The following is a 19,166-nucleotide window of genomic DNA, read 5'->3' as shown; positions in this document are numbered from 1 at the left end:
ACTATCAAGCACAAGCGCGACAGGGCGGCACGCGGAGCCATACCGTCACTTCAAGCGAGACAAAACGCATTGCGCCCCAACGATTCACCGCGACAGGCGAAAAGGAACTGAAGAAAAATGAGCAACGTACTCGATCTGTATGACCAGGCCTACTTCGACTTCGAGCGGGCGGCCGGAGCCACCTGCGCGCTGCAGTGCGTGTGGATGTATGACCGCGCCATCGACATCGACGGCCTGCGGCGGTTCCACCGCCATCTGCAGCGGGGACGGTTGTCGAGGCGCATGGAACGCTCGCCCCTCCCGTTCGGCCGGCATCGCTGGGTCGCGTCCACCAATCAGCCCGGCCTCGAGATCGTCGAGAGGCCGCGCGCACGAGAGGAATTCGACGCCTGGCTGGCCGAGCAGGCCAACACCCCGTTGGACGGCGAACATGGACCCGGATGGCACCTCGCGGTGTTACCGTTCACCGACGGCGGCGCCGGGGTGAGCCTGGTCGTCTCGCACTGCCTCATCGACGGCGTCGGGTTGTGCGAGGCGTTGACGGAAGCGGCCACCGGACAACACGACCCGAACAGCTGGCCCGCCGCCGCATCACGTCCGCGGTGGCAGGCACTGCGCGAAGACGCCTGCCAGACCGCACGCGACATCCCCAACATCGGCCGCGCCGTCGTCGCCGCAGCACAATTCGCTCGACGGCACCGCGACCATGCCGCGGCGCCCAGTGCCCAGCCGGCGGCGCCGACCCCCGGACCCGACGAGATTGCCACTCTGTCAACGACAACGATTTTTCTCGATGCCGATCAGTGGGATGCCCGCGCGCGGGCTCTCGGAGGAACCAGCAACACCCTGCTCGCGGGACTGGCGGCCCGCCTCGCCCAGCGGGTGGGACGGCTCACCGCGGACGGCCGGGCCACCCCGTCGATACCCGTCAACGAACGCACCGCCGGCGACACCCGCGCCAACGCCATCACCAACGTCGACATCACGGTCGACCCCGCACTCGCGGCGACGGACCTGGGCGAGATCCGGGCCGCAACCAAGCAAGCGCTGATCCGGCACCGGGAGGTGCCCGACGACCGGTGGGCGCTGCTGCCCCTCGTTCCGCTGCTGCCTCGGCGACTGGTCAGGCAATTGGTCGGCGTGGCCACCGGCGGTACGACCAACGTCGTGTCATCCAACCTGGGTGCGGTCGACGCTGCCGCCATCCGGCCGGACGGCACAGACGCCGACTACTTCGCCATGAAGTCCCTCTACCCGGGCGTGACCACGGCCATAATGCGCCGCACCGGCGGGGTGTTGGCATTGCTGTCCGGAAGAGTGCACCGACAGATCTTCGTTTCGATCCTTGCGTATCAGCCGGGCCGCCACAACTCGAACGACGCTCTGCGGCATGACATTTCGAGCGTTCTGCGCGACTTCTCGCTCATCGCGACGACGGGCTGGCCAGGCCCGGCGTCAGTGGCCGATCTGGCGGCATAAGCAAACGACAAGAAAAGGAGCGCGGGAAATGGACAACGTACTCGATCTGTTCGACCAGACGGTGTTTCTCGGCGAGCGCGCGACCGGCGCGACCAACCTGCTGCAGTGCGTGTGGATCTACAACCGCGCGATCGACATCGACGGACTGCGCCAGTTCCATCGCCATCTCCTGCGGGGGCGGCTGTCGAGGCGCATCGAGCCGTCGCCCTTGCCGTTCGGACGCCATCGCTGGGTGGCGCCGAAGGGTCAGTCCGACCTGGAGGTCGTCGCGACGCCACGCTCGCGCGAAGAACTCGACGGCTGGCTGGGGGAGCAAGCCAACACTCCTCTTGACGCCGAGCACGGACCCGGTTGGCACCTTGCGGTACTGCCGTTCACCGACGGCGGCGCGGCGGTCAGCCTGGTCATCTCGCACTGCCTCAGCGACGGCGTCGGGTTGTGCGAGGCGTTGGCGGACGCCGCAACCGGCCGCCACGACCGGATCGACTGGCCCGCGGCCGGGTCACGCGGATGGTGGCGAGCCGTCCGCGAGGACGCCGGCCAAACCGCGCGCGACATCCCCGGCATCGGGCGTGCCGTCGTGGCCGCGGCCCGACTGGCGCGACGTAGCAGCGCCGGCGCCACGGCGCCCGTTGCCAAGCCGCCCGTCATCTCGGGCCCGGCCGACGAGCGCATCACCCTGCCAACGGCAACGATCTTCGTCGATGCCAACGAATGGGACGCCCGCGCAGAGTCACTGGGCGGGACCGGCAACACGCTGCTCGCGGGACTGGCGGCTCGACTCGCCCAGCGAGTGGGGCGGATCGCGGCGGACAGTTCCGTCGCGGTGACCATGCCCGTCAACGAACGCGCCGCCGACGATACCCGCGCCAACGCCATCACCAACGTCGACTTCAGCGTCGACCCCGCACCCGCGGCGACGGATCTGAGCGAGATCCGGGCCACCATCAAGCGGGCGCTGATCCGTTCTGCGGATGAGACCAACGTGCGGTGGGAGTTACTGCACCTCGCTCCTCTGTTGCCGCAGTGGCTGGTCCGGCGATGCGTGGGCGTTTCCGCCAACGGTGCGGCCAGCGTCATCTCTTCCAACCTCGGTGCGGTCGATCCGGCCTCCCGCCGGCCGGACGGAACCGACGCCGACCACTTCGTCATGAAGCCTCTCGGCCCGGGTGTGACCAAGGCCGTCATGCACCGGCTCGGCGGGTTGCTGGTGCTGCTGTCGGGAAGAACGCACGGTCGGGTCTTTGTCTCGGTCCTTGCGTATCAGCCGGGCAGCGCCAACTCGAATGACAAGTTGGGGCAAGACCTTTCGAAAACCCTCACCGACTTCTCGCTCACCGCCACGATCGGCTGGCCACGTCCGGTGTCAGTGGCCGGCCTGACGGCGTAGGCAAGCCAGGAAAAAGGAGCTCGAGCAAAATGGACAACGTCATCGACCTGGTTGACCAGAGCGCGTTTCTCGGCGAGCGGGCGACCGGCACCACCAACCTGCTGCAGTGCGTGTGGATCTACCACCGAGCGATCGACATCGACGGTCTACGCCAGTTCCATCGGCATCTTCAGCGGGGACGGCTGTCGAGGCGCATCGAACGGTCGCGATTGCCGTTCGGACGCCATCGCTGGGTCGCCCCCAAGGATCAGTCCGACCTCGCAATCGCCGAAAGGCCCCGCGCACGCGAAGAATTCGACGCCTGGCTCAGCGAGCAGGCCAACACCCCGCTGGATTCCGAGCACGGGCCCGGATGGCACCTCGCGGTGCTGCCGTTCACCGGCGGTGGCGCCGGAGTGAGCTTCGTCATCTCCCACAGCCTCATCGACGGCGTCGGGTTGTGCGAGGCGTTGGCGGACGCGGCAACCGGGCGCCACGACCCCATCAGCTGGCCCGCCGCCGGATCACGCCGGCGCTGGCGGGCGCTCCGCGAGGACGCCCGCCAGACCGCGCGCGATGTCCCCGCCGTCGGCCGCGCCGTCCTCGCCGCGGCACGATTCGCGTCGCGTGGCACAGAGCCGCCCCGCGCACCGCGTGAGCCGTTGGTCCGACCAGACGAACGCGTTGAGCTCGCGAAGGCAACGATCTTCGTCGACGCCGACGAGTGGGATGCCCGCGCCCAGTCGTTGGGAGGCACCAGCAACGCACTGCTCGCGGGACTGGCGGGTGGCCTCGCCCAGCGACTCGGGCGGGTCGCCGGGGACGGCGTAGCCACGTTGGCGATACCCGTCAACGAACGCGCCGACGGCGATACTCGCGCCAACGCCATCACCAGTGTCGACATCGAGGTCGACCCCGCAGGCGCGCCAACGGATCTGCGTGAGATCCGGGCCGCGATCAAACAAGCGCTGATCCGCCATCAGGAGGCCCCCGACGAACGATTGGCGCTGCTGCCGCTGGCTCCGCTGACGCCGCGGTGGCTCATCAGGCGCCTGGCCGGCGTGGCCCTCGGCGGCGCCACGACGAGCGGGTCGTCCAACCTCGGCGCGGTCAACCCGGCCGCCACCCGGCCGGACGGCACGGATGCCGACCACTTCGCCGTCAGGTTGCTCGTCCCGGGGGTGACCAAGGCGACGGTGCACCAGACCGGCGGACTGCTGGGGGTGCTGTCGGGAAGAACGCACGGACGGGTCTTCGTCTCGGTCGTTGCGCATGAGGAGGGCCGCGCCAACTCGAATGCCAGCTTACGGCAACATATTTCGCGCGTCCTCAGCGACTTCTCGCTCACCGCCACGATCGGCTGGCCATGCCCGGGGCCGGTGCGAGCACAACGCGCAGAACCGCTAGATCGTCGGTAATTCCGACTATCGCTTACAAGCGCGACACGGGTGCCGGCAGTTCCATAAGTTCGGTCTCGACAAGTAACGCGCCAGGTGTCTTCGAACCGCGCGGCTCGCCAATGAAGGGTGTCACCATGACCAAAAAGCCCGACGTCCCTGACATCTCGGCACCTCGCGGCGTGTTCTCGGTGTTGGGTCGCTTCGTCACGCGTGCGCCCTGGCTCATCATCGCCGCCTGGGTCGCTACGGTAGCCGTGCTGACCGTGGCCTTCCCCCCGCTGACGAAGGTGGTCGAAGGCCAGACGGTGCAGCCGCTGCCGCCCAAGGCCATGGCCGCGACCGAGCAGATGGCCAAGGACTTCGGTGAATCCGGCCAGAACATTTTGATCGTCGTGCTCACCGACAACCGCGGCCTGCAACCGGCCGACGAGGACGCCTACCGCACGCTGGCCGCCACGTTTCGCGACGACACCAAGGACGTGGCCGGCGTGCAGGACATCGTCACGACACCCGCGCTGCGCTCATTGCTGATCAGTCCGGACAACAAAGCGTTCTACATGGCGGTGATCCTGCGGGCGCCCGTCGGGTCGCCCGACTCTTCCCAGGCCTACCAGCGGATCACCGAAATCGCGAAACGCTCCACTGCGGGCACGCCGCTGGCCGCACAGGTGACGGGGCAGGGTGCCATGGCCGGCGACCTGGCGATCGTCACCGCTCGCGATATGCGCACGATCGAGATGGTCACCGCTTTGTTCGTGCTGGTCATCTTGTTGGTGATCTACCGGCGACCCGTGACCGTGCTGCTGCCGTTGATCACCATCGGCATTTCGGTGGCGTCTGCCCAGGGCGTGGTGTCCGGACTCGTTCAGCTCGGGCTCGGGGTGTCGTCGCTGACGATCGCGTTGATGACGGCCATGATCTTCGGCGCCGGCACCGACTATGCCGTCTTCCTGATCAGCCGCTACCACGAGCACCTCCGCTCCGGCATTGACTCCGACCTGGCCGTGCAACGAGCACTGAGCTCCATCGGTGAGGTGATCGCGGCGTCGGCGGCCACCGTCGCCGTCACCTTCTTCGGCATGATATTCACCCGCCTGCCGGCGTTCACGAGTATCGGCCCGGCGCTTGCGATTTCGATCGGCATCGCGTTTCTCGCCGCGATCACGCTGTTGCCCGCCATCCTCGTTCTCACCGGCCGGCGCGGATGGGTGACGCCGCGAGCGGCGCTCACCGGCCGGCTGTGGCAGCGCTCAGCCGTTCAGCTCGTTCGTCGGCCCAAAGCGCATCTGCTGGGAAGTCTCGCGTTGTTGATCACGCTGGCCGGTTGCGCGGCGTTCGTGCGGCCCACGTTCGACGACCGCCTGCAGCTGCCGCGGTCGGCGCCGAGCAACGTCGGCTTTTCGACGATGGCAGAACACTTTTCGAAAAGTATGTTGCTGCCGCAGTACGTCTACGTTCGGTCCCCGCACGACCTGCGGACGTCGCGTGCGCTGGCCGATCTGGACCAGATGGCTCAGCGGGTGTCTCAGCTGCCCAATATCGTTGCGGTGCGCGGCATCACGCGACCCAGCGGCCAGCCGCTGGATCAGGCCAAGATCAGCTTTCAAGCCGGAGCGGTCGGCGGCAAGCTCGAAGACGCCTCGACACAGATCAATGACAGGACGAGTGACCTCGACGCGCTGACCAACGGCGCGGACCAACTGGCGGCGGCCCTCGCGCAGGTGCGCGACCAAATCTGCGGCGCCAGTAGACCCATGACCCATCTCACCGCGGCCCTGAACCAGGTGCAGCAGCAGCTCGCCACCGCGGCGAACGCCCTGGACAACGTCCGTGGGCTCACGAACGGGTCCGTCTCCGCGCTGGCCAACAGTGTCGCCGCGGCGGCCGGCCCGATGTTCGACGGTTCGACCGAGCAGCCTGCGGTACAGGGCATGCAGGCGGCGGTGCGGATTCTGACCGCGCAGCTGGCAACGGCGAGCAATGGTCTGCGGGCGCTGGATGACAACGCCGCCGGCATGCAGCGCAAGATTGCGGGAATGCAGGCAGCGGCCGATCAGCTCGCAGATGGCAGCCGGCGGCTCGCCGACGGCGTGCGTGCACTCGTCGACAAGGTCAAGCAGATGGGCCTGGGCATGAACCAGGCGGCCGACCTGCTGCTGTCGATGAAGCGTGACGCCACGCAGCCCTCGATGTCGGGCGTGTACATCCCGTCCCAGGTGCTCACCTCGGACGAATTCAAGAAGGCAGCGAAGTTGTTCTTCTCGCCCGACGGCCATTCGGTGCGCTATTTGGTCGAAACGAGATTCGACCCCTTCAGTTCCGCCGCGCTGGACCAGGTGTCATCGATTCTGGACACGGCGCGCGGCGCCCAGCCGAACACCGCGCTCGCGGACGCATCGATATCGGTGGTCGGACCCAACGCGATGTACAGCACGTTGCGCAGCTACTACAACGACGACTTCCGGCTGATCGTCATCATGACGCTCCTCGTTGTTTTCATCACCCTGGTCATCTTGCTCCGCGCGATCGTGGCACCGCTGTATCTGATTGCCTCCGTGGTGATCTCGTATCTGTCGGCGATGGGCCTCGGAGTCGTTTTCTTCCAGTTCCTGCTGCATCAGGGGATGTCCTGGAACGTGCAGGCGACGGCGTTCATCGTGCTGGTCGCCGTCGGGGCGGACTATAACCTGCTGCTGATCACGCGAATTCGTGAAGAGTCCCGCACGGGCATCCGCTCCGGCATCATCCGGGCGGTCCGTTCCACGGGTGGCGTCATCACCTCGGCCGGCATCATCTTCGCCGCCTCGATGTTCGGTCTGTTGTTCGGCAGCCTGTCGACCATGGTGCAAACCGGGCTCATCATCGGCATGGGCCTGTTGATCGACACCTTTGTGGTTCGCACCGTCACGGTGCCGGCCATGGCGGCATTGGTCGGGAAAGCCAACTGGTGGCCGTCCCAGAAGAATCACGCCGACCGACAGGCACTCAACGCGGGGGCCCGCCCGGCCGCTTGGCGGCGGCCGCGAATTCTTGTTCCGGTCGTCCGGTCGTCCCGTATCGCAAGCCGACGGTGACGTCGCGGGCCGTGGCCAGTGCCGCCAGATACCGTTGCGCGGTCGCCCGTGATATTCCGATCGCGGCGGAGACCTCGGCCGCCGACATCGGCTGCTGGGCCGTTCGTAATGCCTGCAGCACAAGCTGTTTCGTCGATGAGGCCGCGATGGTGGCGGCCGGCGGGGGAGCGACCCTGGGCCGCAGCGCGTCTAGAGCCGTGTCCACGTCGCCGGCGGTCAGGTTGGGGCCGGCCAAAACCTTGCGGTAGCGCGCGTAGCCGGCGAGCCGCGCGGCCAACTCGGGCGGCGCGAACGGCTTGACGAGGTAGCTCAGCGCCCCGGCGGACATCGCAGCCCGGATCGTCGCCGCCTCGGTGGCCGCGCTCAGCACCATGCTGTCGCCGTCACGTTCGCGGACGAAGTCGACTCCCGACCCGTCGGGCAGGTAGACGTCGACCAGGGCCAGGTCAACGGGATCGGCCTTCCGCGCGGCCTCGAGCGTGTTCGCCGTGCCGCGCACCGCGAAACCGGGAAGCGTGTTGACGACCTCGGCGTGCAGATTCGCCACGCGGAAGTCGTCGTCTATCACCAGTACCGTCAGGTCTGGGTCGCCCATTGCTCCTCCTCTACCATCACGCCCGGCAGCCGGGCGATGAACTCGGCACCGCGCAACCGCAGTTCGGCGTCGCCGGCGCTGGCCAGCCACAGGTCACCGCCCAGCGCGCGAGAAATCTGGCGCGACAACGCAAGCCCGATGCCGCGGCCGCCAGGTATTCCGGAGTCCGGCTTGGTCGTGGTGCCCTCGGTGAAGAGGTGATCGACGAAGTCGGGTGCTACACCGTCGCCGCTGTCGGCGACCGTGATATGCAACGTCGAACCATTCTGCAGCAGTTCGACTTCCACTTCCTTCACATCGTTGCCGCCCGTCCGGGCCGCATCGATCGCGTTGTCCAGCAAGTTACCCACCACGGTGGTCACATCGACGGGCAGCCCGAGACGGCCGGACACCCAGGTGTTTTCGCCGATCGTCAGCGTCACCCCGGCTTCGCGGGCCGCCGCGCCCTTGGCCGCCAGGAATGCTTGCAGATACGCATCGCGGATGGCCTCGATGCCGGGCAGCGCGGATCCCAGCGGGCCCGACCCGAGAATTTCTTCCAGATATTGCAATCCCTCATCCACATGACCGCCCTGCAACAGCCCGTTCAGCAGGTGCAGACGGTTGGCGAACTCGTGGCGCTGTGCGCGCAGCACAGTGCTCATCACCTGCACCGCGTCGAGTTGCCGCGTCAGCGATTCCACGTCGGTTCGGTCCCGCACCACCAAAACCGTTCCCAGCGCCCGTCCTTCGCGCGATACCGGCCGCGCCGAGACGACGACGATGCGCTCGCCCACGCTGGCCAACACCGGGGCCGAATCGGCGGCCTCGAACACGTCGAGAATCCGTGGGGTCAGGCCGATCTGGTCGACCGGCCGTCCCGTCTTGTTGGCGATCTCGAGCAGCCGGCATGCCTCGTCGTTGACGAACGTGGTGTAGCCGGACGTATCCGCGGCGAGCACGCCTTCGCCGATGCCCTGCAGCACCGCCGCTTGGGTTCGCACCAGCCCGGTGATCTCCGCCGGCCGCAGACCCAATGTCAGCCCTCGCCAGCGCCGGGCCAACACCGCCGAGCCGGCAATAGCGATGACCAGCAGAGCGCCGGCCATCGCGGCCAACACGCGGAGGTTCTTCGAAAACTGCTCATCAAATGCCTTGGTGGACAGGCCGACGACGACTACCCCCAATACCCGGTTGGTACCCGGCTCGAAGATGGGGATCTTCGCAACGATGGCCCGCCCGAGAACGGTGTCGTCATGTGCTGCCATCTCCTGCCCGGCCAATGGTGCCGCGATGTCGGCGCTGATATGACGACCCAACCTGTCGCGCTGCGGATCGGCGACCCTGATGCCGTCCACGTTGGCGATGACGACGAACAACACATGGGTGCGCTCCTGGACCCGGGACGCCACGCCCTGGATCGGACCCGTGGCGAGTTCGTCGATCAGCTGCGGGGTCGGGGTCATTGGGGCGCCGTCGTAGCGCGCGATGTTGGTGACCACCGTGGGGGATGAGGCGACCACGCGGGCGATATCCGTGGCGTGAACGTGATATTGGCTGTCCAAGCGCGCCCGGTTGAATGCGGCAAAGAGCCCGAAAGCGACGATCAGCGTCAACGTCACGATGACGAGCTGCAGCAGCATCACCTGGGTGGCGAGTCGCAAGTCGATGCGACCCCTGGGAGCCATGGACAGACACTACCGCGCAGGTGAGCAGAATGCGCGAAAGCACGATGATCTCTGTCGGGATGCGCCGCTCCTCGTTACCATTGCGCGCATGCGCGGCTCAAAAATCCTGATCACCGGCCCGACCGGTCAAATCGCCACCCCCATCGCCCGGGCGCTTGCCGCCGACAACGAGGTCTGGGGAATCGCCCGTTTCACCGACCCCGCCGCGCGCGAAGGCCTCGAGAAGGCCGGGATCCGCTGCGAGAAGGTGAATCTGGCCGCCGGTGACTTCACCGCTCTGCCAACGGATTTCGACTATGTCCTGAACTTGGCGGTGGCCAAGAGCGGAAGCTGGGACAAGGACCTGGCGGCCAATGCGGAGTCGGTCGGCCTGCTGATGGCCCACTGCCGCAAGGCGAAGGCGTTTTTGCACTGTTCGTCGGCCGCCGTGTACGACCCCCCGGACGACGACCCCCGCAGCGAGCGGTCCGCCCTGGGCGACAACCACAAGCCGTTGTTCCCCACCTATTCCATCTCCAAGATCGCCGGGGAAGTCGTCGCCCGGTCGGTGGCGCGCGTCGTCGGCGTGCCCACCACGATCGCCCGGCTCAACGTTCCCTACGGCGACAACGGCGGTTGGCCGTTCTACCACATGGAGATGATGTTGGGCGGCATCCCGATTCCCGTTCCACCCGGTGAACCCGCCCGCTACAACCCCATTCACGAGGACGACATCATCGCGACGATCCCCAAGCTGCTCGAGGTCGCGTCGGTCCCGGCGACCACGGTCAACTGGTGCGGCGACCAGACGGTCAGCCTGCAGGAGTGGTGTGACTACCTCGGCTCGCTCGTCGGCAGGGAGCCGATGTTCGAGGCGAGCGACCAGGCGCTGCGCGGCAACCCCACCACCATCGACCGGATGCACGAACTCATCGGCGGCACCTCGGTCGACTGGCGCGACGGAATACGCCGCATGGCGGCCAAGTTCCACCCCGAGCTCGTCGCCGTCTAGAGGCGGCATCGCCCGTGGCCAATACTCCCGACGCAGCGGCGCAGCACCTGCGCACCCTGGTCCTGTTGCGCCGCGTCCGCGACCGCATCGACCGGGAGTACACGCAGCCGCTGGACGTCGAAGCGCTCGCGCGCGGGGTGCACATGTCCGCCGGCCACCTCAGCCGCGAATTCCGGCGCGCCTACGGCGAATCGCCGTACTCCTACTTGATGACGCGACGCATCGAGCGGGCGATGGCACTGCTGCGCCGCGGCGATCTGAGCGTCACGGAGGTGTGCTTCGCGGTCGGATGCTCGTCCTTGGGCACCTTCAGCACCCGATTCACCGAACTGGTCGGTGTGCCGCCCAGCACGTATCGGCGCCGAGCGTCCGGCGCGCTGGCGGGCATGCCGCCGTGCGTTGCCAAACAGGTGACGAGACCGATCAGGAATCGAGAAGCATCCGCCGTCGGGCCGCACCTAGCCTGACCGCATGACCATCACCATTCACTCGAGCTTCCTTCCCCATGAAGACCCGGAAGCATCGCTCGCCTTCTATCGCGACGTCTTGGGATTCGAGGTCCGCCTCGACGTCGGCAAGGGCACGATGCGCTGGATCACGGTCGGTCCGCCGAACCAGCCGGACACGTCCATCGTCTTGAACCCGCCCGCCGCCAACCCGGGCATCACGGACGACGAGCGCCGCACCATCGCCGAGATGATGGCCAAGGGCAGCTACGCCACACTGCTGCTGGCCACCAACGACCTCGACGGCACCTTCGAACGGCTGCAGGCCGGCGACGTCGACATCGTCCAGGAGCCCACCGACCAGCCGTACGGGCTTCGCGACTGCGCCGTCCGGGACCCGGCGGGAAACCTCATCCGCATCCAACAACTGCGCTGAGCGGATCCGCGTGCGGATGCTTGACCAGCCGTGTGCACAATGCTAGGCAAGTGCTCAGCACTGAGCGCATTGGGCGCCGGGGCGCCACGACCGGCAATACGAAAGGGATCAGATGACGGTGCAGGCGGTATTGGACGACATTCGCAAGCGCCCCGGAACGGGTGACGTCATCTCGGTCATCGATCCCGCGACCGAGGAGACGATCACCGAATTCACCGACTGCGGCCAAGAAGCGGTCAACGAGGCCGCGGCGAAAGCGAAGGCGACCTTCGAGTCGGGGATCTGGTCGGACCTTCCGGGCCGCGAGCGGGCCAAGATCCTGTGGCGGATCGGCGAGCTGATCGACGAGCACGCCGAGGAGTTCGCCCAGCTCGACTCGCTCAACACTGGCATGCCGCTGATGCAGGCCCAGTTGCAGATGTCCACCTGTTCGGAGTTCTTCCGCTACTACGCCGGTTGGTGTTCGAAGATCAACGGCGTCGCGTACGACGTGAAGACCGACGGCATCGCGACCGACAACTACGTCAACATGCACGCCTACACGCTCAAAGAGCCGTACAGCGTGGTGGGCCTGATCTTTCCGTGGAACGGCCCGATCTTCAACGCCAGCGCCAAGCTTGCTCCGGCCCTGGCCGCGGGCGGCAGCCTGCTGGTCAAGCCGGCCGAGGAGACGCCGCTGTCGGCGCTGCTGCTGGACAGGCTCATCCACGAGGCCGGCGTGCCCGAGGGCGTCGTCAACCTGTTGACCGGTTACGGCCACACCGCGGGCGCCGCGATCACCGCGCACCCCGATGTGCAGAAGGTCGCCTTCACCGGCTCGACCGAGGTCGGCAAGGAGATCGTGCGTGCCTCGGCCGACAACCTGAAGAAGGTCACGCTCGAACTCGGCGGCAAATCGCCGGTGCTGATCTTCGACGACGCCAACCTGGACAACGCCATCATGATGGCTTCGCTGGGCATCTTCGTGCACTCCGGCCAGGGCTGCGTGTGCGGGTCGCGCATCTTCGCCCAGCGCGGCGTCTACGACCGGGTCGTGGAAGGCATTGCGATGATGGCGAATTCGTTCAAGCTGGGCGCCCCCAGCGAGGAGGGCTGCGTCAGCGGCCCGCTGATCAGCGAGAAGCAGTTGACCCGCGTCATGGGCTTCATCGACGAGGGCAAGAGGGACGGCGTCGAGGTGGTCACCGGCGGGCACCGCCTGGACCGCAAGGGCTACTTCGTGCACCCGACGGTGCTCACCAACGTCGACACCAGCATGCGGCTGTACCAGCAGGAGATCTTCGGGCCGGTGGTCACGATCCTGCCGTTCGACGACGAGGACGAGGCCGTGGCCCTGGCCAACGACACCACCTACGGCCTGGCGGCCACCGCCTGGACGGAGAACCTGGGCCGGGCCCACCGCATCATGAGGCGGCTGCAGGCCGGCAGTGTTCAGGTCAACTGCCAGTTGGTCTTCGACCACGATGTGCCGTTCGGCGGCTACAAGCAGTCCGGCTGGGGTCACGAGTTCGGTAAAGAGGGCCTCGAAATCTACCTGAAGACGAAGTCGGTCTGGGCTCAGCTCTGAACCCGTTGTCGCACAACGGAAAGTCCCGGACCCCAGCCAGGTCCGGGACTTCTCCGACGGCCGTCAGACGAGTCAAGATCCCTTGTTGTAGCGGGTGAGGAACCCGACGGAGGCCACCGCGGCGGCGGTCCCGATCACACCCCACAGCACCACCTGGAAAGCCATCGCGCCGAAGAACCAGCCGAAAGTCATTCCGAGATAAAGCATCCAGATCAGCCGGTAAACGCTCCAGATCGCGAGCAGGCCGGTGCTGATCCCGATGTACAGGCTTCGCTGGCGATCGACACGGTTGATCTGCTCTTGGATGCTGGTCGGCACGATGTTCATTTGCTGTCTTCCTTTCGTGGGGCGCCGCCTTGAGTGGCGGCGTCGTTGCGGTAAGTACAGACCCGTCCCTCGGCTACCGATCCCAATCACGCGGCCCTGAACGGATGCCGACAACGGACCCACCGATTCCGGGCCGCCGGCCTCGGATGCGCTCTACTCTGCACAAAGGGGGCCGGCAGAAGGATTGGCTCGATGAACGTGGTGCACCGCATGGCGCAGGTCTGTATCGCCTTGCTGGCCGCGCTGATGGCGATCTCGGCCTCCGGCAGTGCGGGCGCGGATCCGCCGGCCACCCAGGTGATCACCGTGATGGCCGTCGGACCCAGCGGCGAAGCGATCAACGGCTACAAGGTGGCATCCGGGCCTGGCAACGTCGGGCAGGCCAGCGACTGCTCGCAACCGTCACCGTCGGCGGTTGCCGACAACGTCTACTACTGTTCGCCGAGTGCGGCCGGAGCCGGTACCTGCTGGCCATCGACGCCGGGATCGCTTCTGTGCGTGGACAATCCGTGGGACATGCAGATGCACCGGGTGACGTTCGACGGCCAGCTTCCGCCCGTGCACCCGACGGCCACCCCGGATCCGTTCGCGCTCACCCTCGACGACGGCACCCGCTGCCTGCTGCGCAACGGCGGCGCGTGGGGTGGCCGGGCCGACGGGTACACCGGCGTCTATGGATGCGGCAGCGACCTTGCCGTGCTGTGGCTGCCCAGCCAGGGCGCCGGATCCTGCATCGACCGCTCGTCGCCGGCGTGGACCGTCAAGGTCGGCCGCCTCGGCGCACCGGACGCCGTCCTTCCACCGCCCGCGACCCGCACCGTCACCGAGGCCTGGTTCGCCGGAGGCAGGGCTGGTCAGTAGGGCGCGGACGGTACTGCTATAACGCAACGTATGTCTGGTCCGGCGCACACCATCACCCATGTTTCCGATACGGCCCGATGGACGGCGCTGCACCGGGCGACCGAATCGGCCCGCCCCGATGCGCTGTTCAACGACCACCTCGCCGAGCGCCTCGCCGGTGAACAGGGCCGCGCGATCGTCGACAACGCTCCGTGGACGGATCGCAGCGGTTGGTGGCTGGTCGCACGGACCAAGCTCATCGACGATGCCATCGCCGACGCACTCGCGCACGGCTGTGACCGCGTTCTGAATCTGGCCGCCGGCCTGGACACCCGGCCCTATCGCTTAGACCTCCCACCAGATCTCACCTGGATCGAGGCCGATCTCCCCAAGCTGCTCGCCGAAAAGACGCAAGCACTTGCCGATCAGGCCCCGCGCTGCGCGCTCAACCGCATAGCGGTCGACCTCGCCGACCCGCACGCCCGAGACGGCTTCTTCGACGAGGCCCTGGACGGCGCGACGAATGCCTTCGTGCTGACCGAGGGCCTGTCGATGTACCTGGAGGCCTCCGACGTCGCGGCCCTTTCGGGCGCGATCAAGCGACCCGAGGTCGCCTGGTGGATGATCGATTTCGCCTTTCCCGGCCTGCGAGAGCGGATCAACAAGAACTTCGCCGGGATTTCGGAGAACGCGCCGTTCAAGTTCGCACCAGACAACGGGCTGGCCTTCTTCGAAGACCTGGGCTGGCGGACCCTCGAAGCGGAGTCGGTGCTCGAAGCCGCCAACCGGCTCCACCGCTTACCTATCTGGATGCGCCCGCTTACCTGGCGGCGATCGGATTTGCGCCGGCCGGGCCGCAAACCCACGTCTGCGGTCGCGCTGCTGACGCACTGAGAGTGCCGCCTACCAGACGCGTATCCAGTCGATGAGCATGTCGGCGGGGTAGGTGCCCGGGCCCGGGTCTTCGCCACCCGATCCGGCGACCGCCAGGTTGAAGACCGGATAGACCGTGTAGCCGGCCCCGTTGAACGGCCAGTCCGGCAGCGAGCTCGCCGGCACGTCGAAGTAGGGCGCAGCGCCGTCGGTGTAGTCCTTCCAGAACCGGATGCCCGCCTCGTCCCACTGCGTGCGCCAGGTATGCCAGCCGCTGTCCACCGCGATGTTGTGGGTCTTCCACTCGCCGCCGTTGGCCTTCGCGTGCACGGTCGTGGCCGACGGCCATTTGCCGTTGCCGTACCACTCCATGACGTCGATCTCGCCCTGATCGTCATTGCCGAGCCAATACGCGGGCCAGGCGCCGGGGGTCAGGCAGTTCAGCTTGATCCGAGCTTCCCAGGTGTGGCCGACGCCGCCGCGCCAATTGCTCTGCACCTTGCCGCTGTAGTAGGTCGGACCGTCTTTGGCGGCGCGCAGGACGAGGTTGGAGTTGCCGTCGACGAACACGTTGCGGCGATCGTCGCGGTACTGCCCGATGTGTTCGGGCTGCTCCCAAAAGGTGGGATCCTTGATGGTCTCGCGGGCCTTCGCGATCGCCCACTTCGACGGGTCAGGGGCCGAACCGGCCGGGCCGTCGAACTCGTCCGAGAAGATGTAGCTCCCGTTTTGGCCGCTGGGCGCCGCGGGCGGCGGAATCCGCCCGGGAGGTTCGTCCTGTCGGGGCGGGTAGGCCCAGGCTTTCGGGGCGGGCAGCGTGGCTGCCAGCACGCCGATCCCGGTTGTCAGAATCATGCGGCGGCGATCGATCTCCGGCATAAGCAATGGACCCTAGCAGCCAACCGTGCACGAGGCTCAAACGGGAATTTTGTCGGTGCCCGTCGCTATCGTTCTGATCGCGGTCGTACCAGCACGGACGACAGCACAGCAGTGGCAACGGATTACGTTCGCGAATTCATGGCCAATTCTCACCTTGACTGGTGGTTTGGTCTCAGGATTCGGCGGGCATTCTGGAATCACGATCCGATAACCACACTGTTGTAGCTTTTGCGGGTGGTACTGAGAGGAGTGACGATCGTGGCGAATACACAAGAAGGCACGGTTATATTCCTTCAGTCGCATCCAGCATGGGCCGCCGCTCAACGTCGCGAACGCGAACGCAACGAGGCAATGCGCCGTCATCCGTCTTTCCGCGCCCGCCAGCGCGCCGCAGCTGGTAACCCGGTGGTTCCGATGGTGCGCAACTTCAAGCTGTACTCCAGCGGCAACACTCCCGCCTGAATTCGTCAGTCAATTGGCGTGACCCCGTTCGCATCCGGGCCCGAAAAATTAGGCCCGGAGCAAACAGTTAATCCGGCCGGATCGGCCGAAACTCTCAAGTTCTAGTTGAGGTATTTAGAGGCGTCCCCAATAGCTACTACTGCTCGTAGTAACTATTGGATGAGAGCTGCCAATGTCCAACGCCGGGGAAGCGGTGGCGACGCACCGTTCCGCTAACCGCGGCATTCGCCTTCGCGGCCGCAATTTGCACTCAACGCGGTCTGATCATTGTCGGCGGGGTGTTCAGCGCGGCTGATCCTCGGCTATGTGGGCTGGTGCGCGCAGCATGAAAGGCCGGGCCCATTCCGCGCCGTCGAGAAACCGCTTAGCGCGTCACGTCGTCACGTCCGGAGGTCGCGGCTCCGATATCGAGCACACCACCGCCCGTCGAATCGTCGACCTCGACGATCGGGTCGTCGACGTCGTCGAACTCCAGCCGCAGCGCCCTAGACATGATCGCGTGCATCACGTACATCGTGGTGGTGTAGGTGAACTCGAGGATCTCGGTGTCGGTGAAGACTTCCCGCAACTGGGTGAACAACCGCTCTGGCACTCGACCATGCTGTACCGCAAGGCAGTCCGCATACGCCAGCAACAGCCGCTCGGTGTCGTCGAAACACTCGGCGGTCTGCCAGGACGGTATGGCCGCGATCTTCTCCTCGGACAGTCCCGCCGACCGGCACGCCTTGCAGTGTTGCGAGAAGACAAACTGGCTGCCGACCACCCAGCCCGCCCGGACCTGGCCCAGCTCGCGGTGATCGGCGCGGATGGATACCTCTTCGCGGTAGAGGCGGAAGCCGCGCACCGCATGGCGCAGCGCGGCGGGCGATTGTGCCATCACCGTCCACCAATTGCCGGGTGTGCCGCCCACGGCGCCCGGCTCCGCGACCGGATCACGATCGCCGAACATGAAGTCGTACATCTTCAGCGTGAATTCGTCGCTGACTTCACCCCGCGGGATTGGATTAAGACGCGGCATCGCGTCTCCTCTCAGCTGGCGGCACGAATGTGGCATTACCGCAGATTGCTCTCGATCCTAGGTTCCGCGACTGCCGCAACGCAGTTCGCGCCAGCAGCTCAGTGGGCGGTAAGTCCTCGGCCAGGGACGCGATCACGGACCTCGGGCCACTGCCGGCCCGCATACTCGGCGGTCGACGCGCGAATCAGCTAGCACATCCGCTAGCGGATTTCAGCCTTGCCTAATGGTCGGGAGAGAGGGCGCCGTAGGGCGAAGCGGGTCAGAGCTTGCCGGCGACGAAGTCGGCGGCCTGGTTGGCCATACCCGCGTCGATGTAGGCGCCGGCGAGATGCTGTGGCCAGTTTTCCTTCCAGGTGTTCGGGTCGGCCGGGTTGCAGACGGGATCGGCGCCGTGGCACAACTCGATGGTCCGGTCGTTGTAGGTCGGGTTGAAGTTGGTGATCGGACCCGCCCATTGGCTTCCGTTACCGAACAACGCGACCGCGGCGATGTGCTGATCGATGCCCGGCGGCAGCGGGCTGTCGAAACCGAATGCGCCGATGGGCGCCGCCAGCACGACATCGGTGACCGCCGCACCAAGCGAGTAGCCGCCCAGCACCAGTCGGGTGTCGGGGCAGTTGTTGACCATGTCCTGGACGTGGTGGCTCATGTCGTTGGCGCCCTGGGCGACCTCGGTGTCGGCCCCGTATTGCACGGCATATACGCCGACGGTCCGGTTCACCTTGGACCGGACGTCGCTGATGAACGCGTTGCCCAGCACGCCCGGCCCGGGCGATTCGTTACGGCCGCGGGCGAACACGATCTGCACCGGCGGGCAGTTCGCGGCCCCGGCCGGCGGCGCCGCCCCCGGCGCGCCGGGCGGCAGCACCGCGGCGGGCAACATCAGGGCGGCCGCGGCCATCACCGCGACAACGCCGACACCAGCAAATTCACGGACAAGCAAGGCGCGCACGAAGATGATGGTAGAGCGAACCCGCTCCGCCCGCTGGGCAGCCGGGATACAGATCGTGGTTGATCGCTCAGCGCGAACAACGACCACGATGTCGGCGGCGCCGATCGAGACGATAGGTTCAGCTGATGAGTCACGTCGACGCGGGTGCGCCCGAGCGCTTGTTCGCGCTGGCCGAACAGGTGCAAGGTTTCATGCCGGCCGACGAGGGCCGCGCGCTGTACGACGCCGCGCTGCGGTACCTCGGCGGCGGCATCGGCGTCGAGATCGGCACGTACTGCGGTAAATCCACGCTGTTGCTGGGTGCGGCGGCGCAACAGACCGGTGGCGTGGTCTACACGGTCGACCACCATCACGGTTCCGAGGAGCACCAGGCCGGGTGGGAGTATCACGACGCGTCGATGGTGGATGAGGCCACGGGCCTGTTCGACACGCTGCCGACGTTTCGCCGTGCGCTGGATACCGCCGGGTTGGACGACCACGTCGTCGCGATCGTCGGCAAGTCACCGCTGGTGGCGCGGGCCTGGCGCGCGCCGCTGCAGTTCCTGTTCATCGACGGCGGCCACAGCGAGGCGGCCGCGAACCAGGACTTCGACGGCTGGGCCAAATGGGTCGACACCGGTGGGGCGCTGGTCATCCACGACGTGTTCCCCGACCCGAAGGACGGCGGGCGGCCACCGTATTACATCTACTGCCGCGCACTCGATTCCGGACAGTTCCGGGAGGTGTCGGCCACCGGGTCGCTGCGGCTGCTCGAACGTGTCAGTGGTGAGCCGGGGGAGCAGCTCTAGCGG

General features: G+C 66.7%; 18 protein-coding genes. 12 read left to right on the top strand and 6 right to left on the bottom strand.

The genetic code is table 11. The annotated features are described in order from the left end of the window. Positions 1–117: 117 nt before the first annotated feature. From A5732_RS07095 to A5732_RS07080, 4 genes are all read left to right on the top strand, one after another. Positions 118–1,479, top strand: a complete 1,362-nt coding sequence (locus A5732_RS07095) for a wax ester/triacylglycerol synthase domain-containing protein (protein ID WP_076101744.1) — start codon at positions 118–120, stop codon at positions 1,477–1,479. Between the two features lie 28 nt (positions 1,480–1,507). Further along, positions 1,508–2,869 (top strand): hypothetical protein, encoded by a 1,362-nt coding sequence (locus A5732_RS07090; RefSeq protein ID WP_076101742.1) that lies wholly within the window; start codon positions 1,508–1,510, stop codon positions 2,867–2,869. Positions 2,870–2,898: 29 nt separating this feature from the next. Continuing rightward, entirely contained in the window at positions 2,899–4,266 is a 1,368-nt protein-coding gene (locus A5732_RS07085; RefSeq protein ID WP_076101740.1) for a hypothetical protein, read from the top strand. A 116-nt stretch (positions 4,267–4,382) separates the two neighbouring features. Next, entirely contained in the window at positions 4,383–7,322 is a 2,940-nt protein-coding gene (locus tag A5732_RS07080) for an RND family transporter (protein WP_081396000.1), read from the top strand. Here the strand turns inward: A5732_RS07080 and A5732_RS07075 are convergent. Both A5732_RS07075 and A5732_RS07070 read right to left on the bottom strand, forming a co-directional pair. Continuing rightward, on the bottom strand, positions 7,234–7,917 hold the full coding sequence (locus tag A5732_RS07075; RefSeq protein ID WP_076101738.1) for a response regulator: 684 nt from the start codon (positions 7,915–7,917) through the stop codon (positions 7,234–7,236). The genes A5732_RS07080 and A5732_RS07075 overlap by 89 nt on opposite strands. Then, the gene (locus A5732_RS07070) at positions 7,899–9,584 is read right to left on the bottom strand and encodes a sensor histidine kinase (RefSeq protein ID WP_253189019.1); all 1,686 of its coding nucleotides are present in this window, start codon (positions 9,582–9,584) and stop codon (positions 7,899–7,901) included. Before A5732_RS07070 ends, A5732_RS07075 begins: the two co-directional genes overlap by 19 nt. A gap of 88 nt (positions 9,585–9,672) precedes the next feature. On the opposite strand from A5732_RS07070, the gene A5732_RS07065 reads away from it, so the two are divergent. The 4 genes from A5732_RS07065 (at position 9,673) to A5732_RS07050 (ending at position 13,024) form a co-directional block, all read left to right on the top strand. After that, positions 9,673–10,575, top strand: coding sequence for an NAD-dependent epimerase/dehydratase family protein (locus tag A5732_RS07065; protein WP_076101733.1), 903 nt, complete (start codon positions 9,673–9,675; stop codon positions 10,573–10,575). A 14-nt stretch (positions 10,576–10,589) separates the two neighbouring features. After that, positions 10,590–11,042, top strand: coding sequence for a helix-turn-helix transcriptional regulator (locus tag A5732_RS07060; RefSeq protein ID WP_076101731.1), 453 nt, complete (start codon positions 10,590–10,592; stop codon positions 11,040–11,042). Positions 11,043–11,046: 4 nt separating this feature from the next. Continuing rightward, entirely contained in the window at positions 11,047–11,457 is a 411-nt protein-coding gene (locus A5732_RS07055; protein WP_064954148.1) for a VOC family protein, read from the top strand. 112 nt (positions 11,458–11,569) lie between these two features. Beyond that, positions 11,570–13,024 carry an aldehyde dehydrogenase family protein gene (locus A5732_RS07050; protein ID WP_076101729.1) on the top strand — a complete coding sequence of 485 codons (1,455 nt, stop codon included), beginning with the start codon at positions 11,570–11,572 and terminating at the stop codon, positions 13,022–13,024. Positions 13,025–13,096: 72 nt separating this feature from the next. Here A5732_RS07050 and A5732_RS07045 read toward each other — a convergent pair whose 3' ends face one another. Further along, positions 13,097–13,351, bottom strand: coding sequence for a hypothetical protein (locus A5732_RS07045; RefSeq protein WP_044485686.1), 255 nt, complete (start codon positions 13,349–13,351; stop codon positions 13,097–13,099). A gap of 192 nt (positions 13,352–13,543) precedes the next feature. Here A5732_RS07045 and A5732_RS07040 point away from each other — a divergent pair, with 192 nt between their 5' ends. Then, on the top strand, positions 13,544–14,212 hold the full coding sequence (locus A5732_RS07040) for a hypothetical protein (RefSeq protein ID WP_076056296.1): 669 nt from the start codon (positions 13,544–13,546) through the stop codon (positions 14,210–14,212). A gap of 30 nt (positions 14,213–14,242) precedes the next feature. Further along, positions 14,243–15,085 carry a class I SAM-dependent methyltransferase gene (locus A5732_RS07035; protein WP_076101727.1) on the top strand — a complete coding sequence of 281 codons (843 nt, stop codon included), beginning with the start codon at positions 14,243–14,245 and terminating at the stop codon, positions 15,083–15,085. A gap of 9 nt (positions 15,086–15,094) precedes the next feature. Here the strand turns inward: A5732_RS07035 and A5732_RS07030 are convergent, their stop codons facing one another. Further along, positions 15,095–15,943 (bottom strand): glycoside hydrolase family 16 protein, encoded by an 849-nt coding sequence (locus A5732_RS07030; protein WP_076101724.1) that lies wholly within the window; start codon positions 15,941–15,943, stop codon positions 15,095–15,097. Positions 15,944–16,201: 258 nt separating this feature from the next. On the opposite strand from A5732_RS07030, the gene A5732_RS26925 reads away from it, so the two are divergent. Further along, positions 16,202–16,405 carry a hypothetical protein gene (locus A5732_RS26925; protein WP_139334790.1) on the top strand — a complete coding sequence of 68 codons (204 nt, stop codon included), beginning with the start codon at positions 16,202–16,204 and terminating at the stop codon, positions 16,403–16,405. Between the two features lie 364 nt (positions 16,406–16,769). Here the strand turns inward: A5732_RS26925 and A5732_RS07025 are convergent, their stop codons facing one another. After that, entirely contained in the window at positions 16,770–17,423 is a 654-nt protein-coding gene (locus tag A5732_RS07025) for a carboxymuconolactone decarboxylase family protein (protein ID WP_076101722.1), read from the bottom strand. Between the two features lie 259 nt (positions 17,424–17,682). Beyond that, a complete protein-coding gene (locus A5732_RS07020) occupies positions 17,683–18,375 on the bottom strand; it encodes a cutinase family protein (protein ID WP_076101720.1) in 693 nt (230 codons plus the stop codon). A gap of 125 nt (positions 18,376–18,500) precedes the next feature. On the opposite strand from A5732_RS07020, the gene A5732_RS07015 reads away from it, so the two are divergent. Further along, a complete protein-coding gene (locus tag A5732_RS07015; protein ID WP_076101718.1) occupies positions 18,501–19,163 on the top strand; it encodes a class I SAM-dependent methyltransferase in 663 nt (220 codons plus the stop codon). Positions 19,164–19,166 lie beyond the last annotated feature (3 nt).

Source organism: Mycobacterium colombiense (assembly GCF_001953985.1).
GTDB classification, from domain to species: domain Bacteria; phylum Actinomycetota; class Actinomycetes; order Mycobacteriales; family Mycobacteriaceae; genus Mycobacterium; species Mycobacterium colombiense_B.
The sequence above is the reverse complement of the archived record's forward strand: the minus strand, read 5'-3'. Positions and strand labels throughout refer to the sequence as shown.

Bases quoted from the DNA above. Each gene is read 5' to 3' on its own strand.
- A5732_RS07095 (WP_076101744.1), top strand. From the start codon at position 118: ATGAGCAACGTACTCGATCTGTATGACCAGGCCTACTTCGACTTCGAG.
- A5732_RS07090 (WP_076101742.1), top strand. From the start codon at position 1,508: ATGGACAACGTACTCGATCTGTTCGACCAGACGGTGTTTCTCGGCGAG.
- A5732_RS07085 (WP_076101740.1), top strand. From the start codon at position 2,899: ATGGACAACGTCATCGACCTGGTTGACCAGAGCGCGTTTCTCGGCGAG.
- A5732_RS07080 (WP_081396000.1), top strand. From the start codon at position 4,383: ATGACCAAAAAGCCCGACGTCCCTGACATCTCGGCACCTCGCGGCGTG.
- A5732_RS07075 (WP_076101738.1), bottom strand. From the start codon at position 7,917: ATGGGCGACCCAGACCTGACGGTACTGGTGATAGACGACGACTTCCGC.
- A5732_RS07070 (WP_253189019.1), bottom strand. From the start codon at position 9,584: ATGGCTCCCAGGGGTCGCATCGACTTGCGACTCGCCACCCAGGTGATG.
- A5732_RS07065 (WP_076101733.1), top strand. From the start codon at position 9,673: ATGCGCGGCTCAAAAATCCTGATCACCGGCCCGACCGGTCAAATCGCC.
- A5732_RS07055 (WP_064954148.1), top strand. From the start codon at position 11,047: ATGACCATCACCATTCACTCGAGCTTCCTTCCCCATGAAGACCCGGAA.
- A5732_RS07050 (WP_076101729.1), top strand. From the start codon at position 11,570: ATGACGGTGCAGGCGGTATTGGACGACATTCGCAAGCGCCCCGGAACG.
- A5732_RS07045 (WP_044485686.1), bottom strand. From the start codon at position 13,351: ATGAACATCGTGCCGACCAGCATCCAAGAGCAGATCAACCGTGTCGAT.
- A5732_RS07040 (WP_076056296.1), top strand. From the start codon at position 13,544: ATGAACGTGGTGCACCGCATGGCGCAGGTCTGTATCGCCTTGCTGGCC.
- A5732_RS07035 (WP_076101727.1), top strand. From the start codon at position 14,243: ATGTCTGGTCCGGCGCACACCATCACCCATGTTTCCGATACGGCCCGA.
- A5732_RS07030 (WP_076101724.1), bottom strand. From the start codon at position 15,943: ATGCCGGAGATCGATCGCCGCCGCATGATTCTGACAACCGGGATCGGC.
- A5732_RS07025 (WP_076101722.1), bottom strand. From the start codon at position 17,423: ATGCCGCGTCTTAATCCAATCCCGCGGGGTGAAGTCAGCGACGAATTC.
- A5732_RS07015 (WP_076101718.1), top strand. From the start codon at position 18,501: ATGAGTCACGTCGACGCGGGTGCGCCCGAGCGCTTGTTCGCGCTGGCC.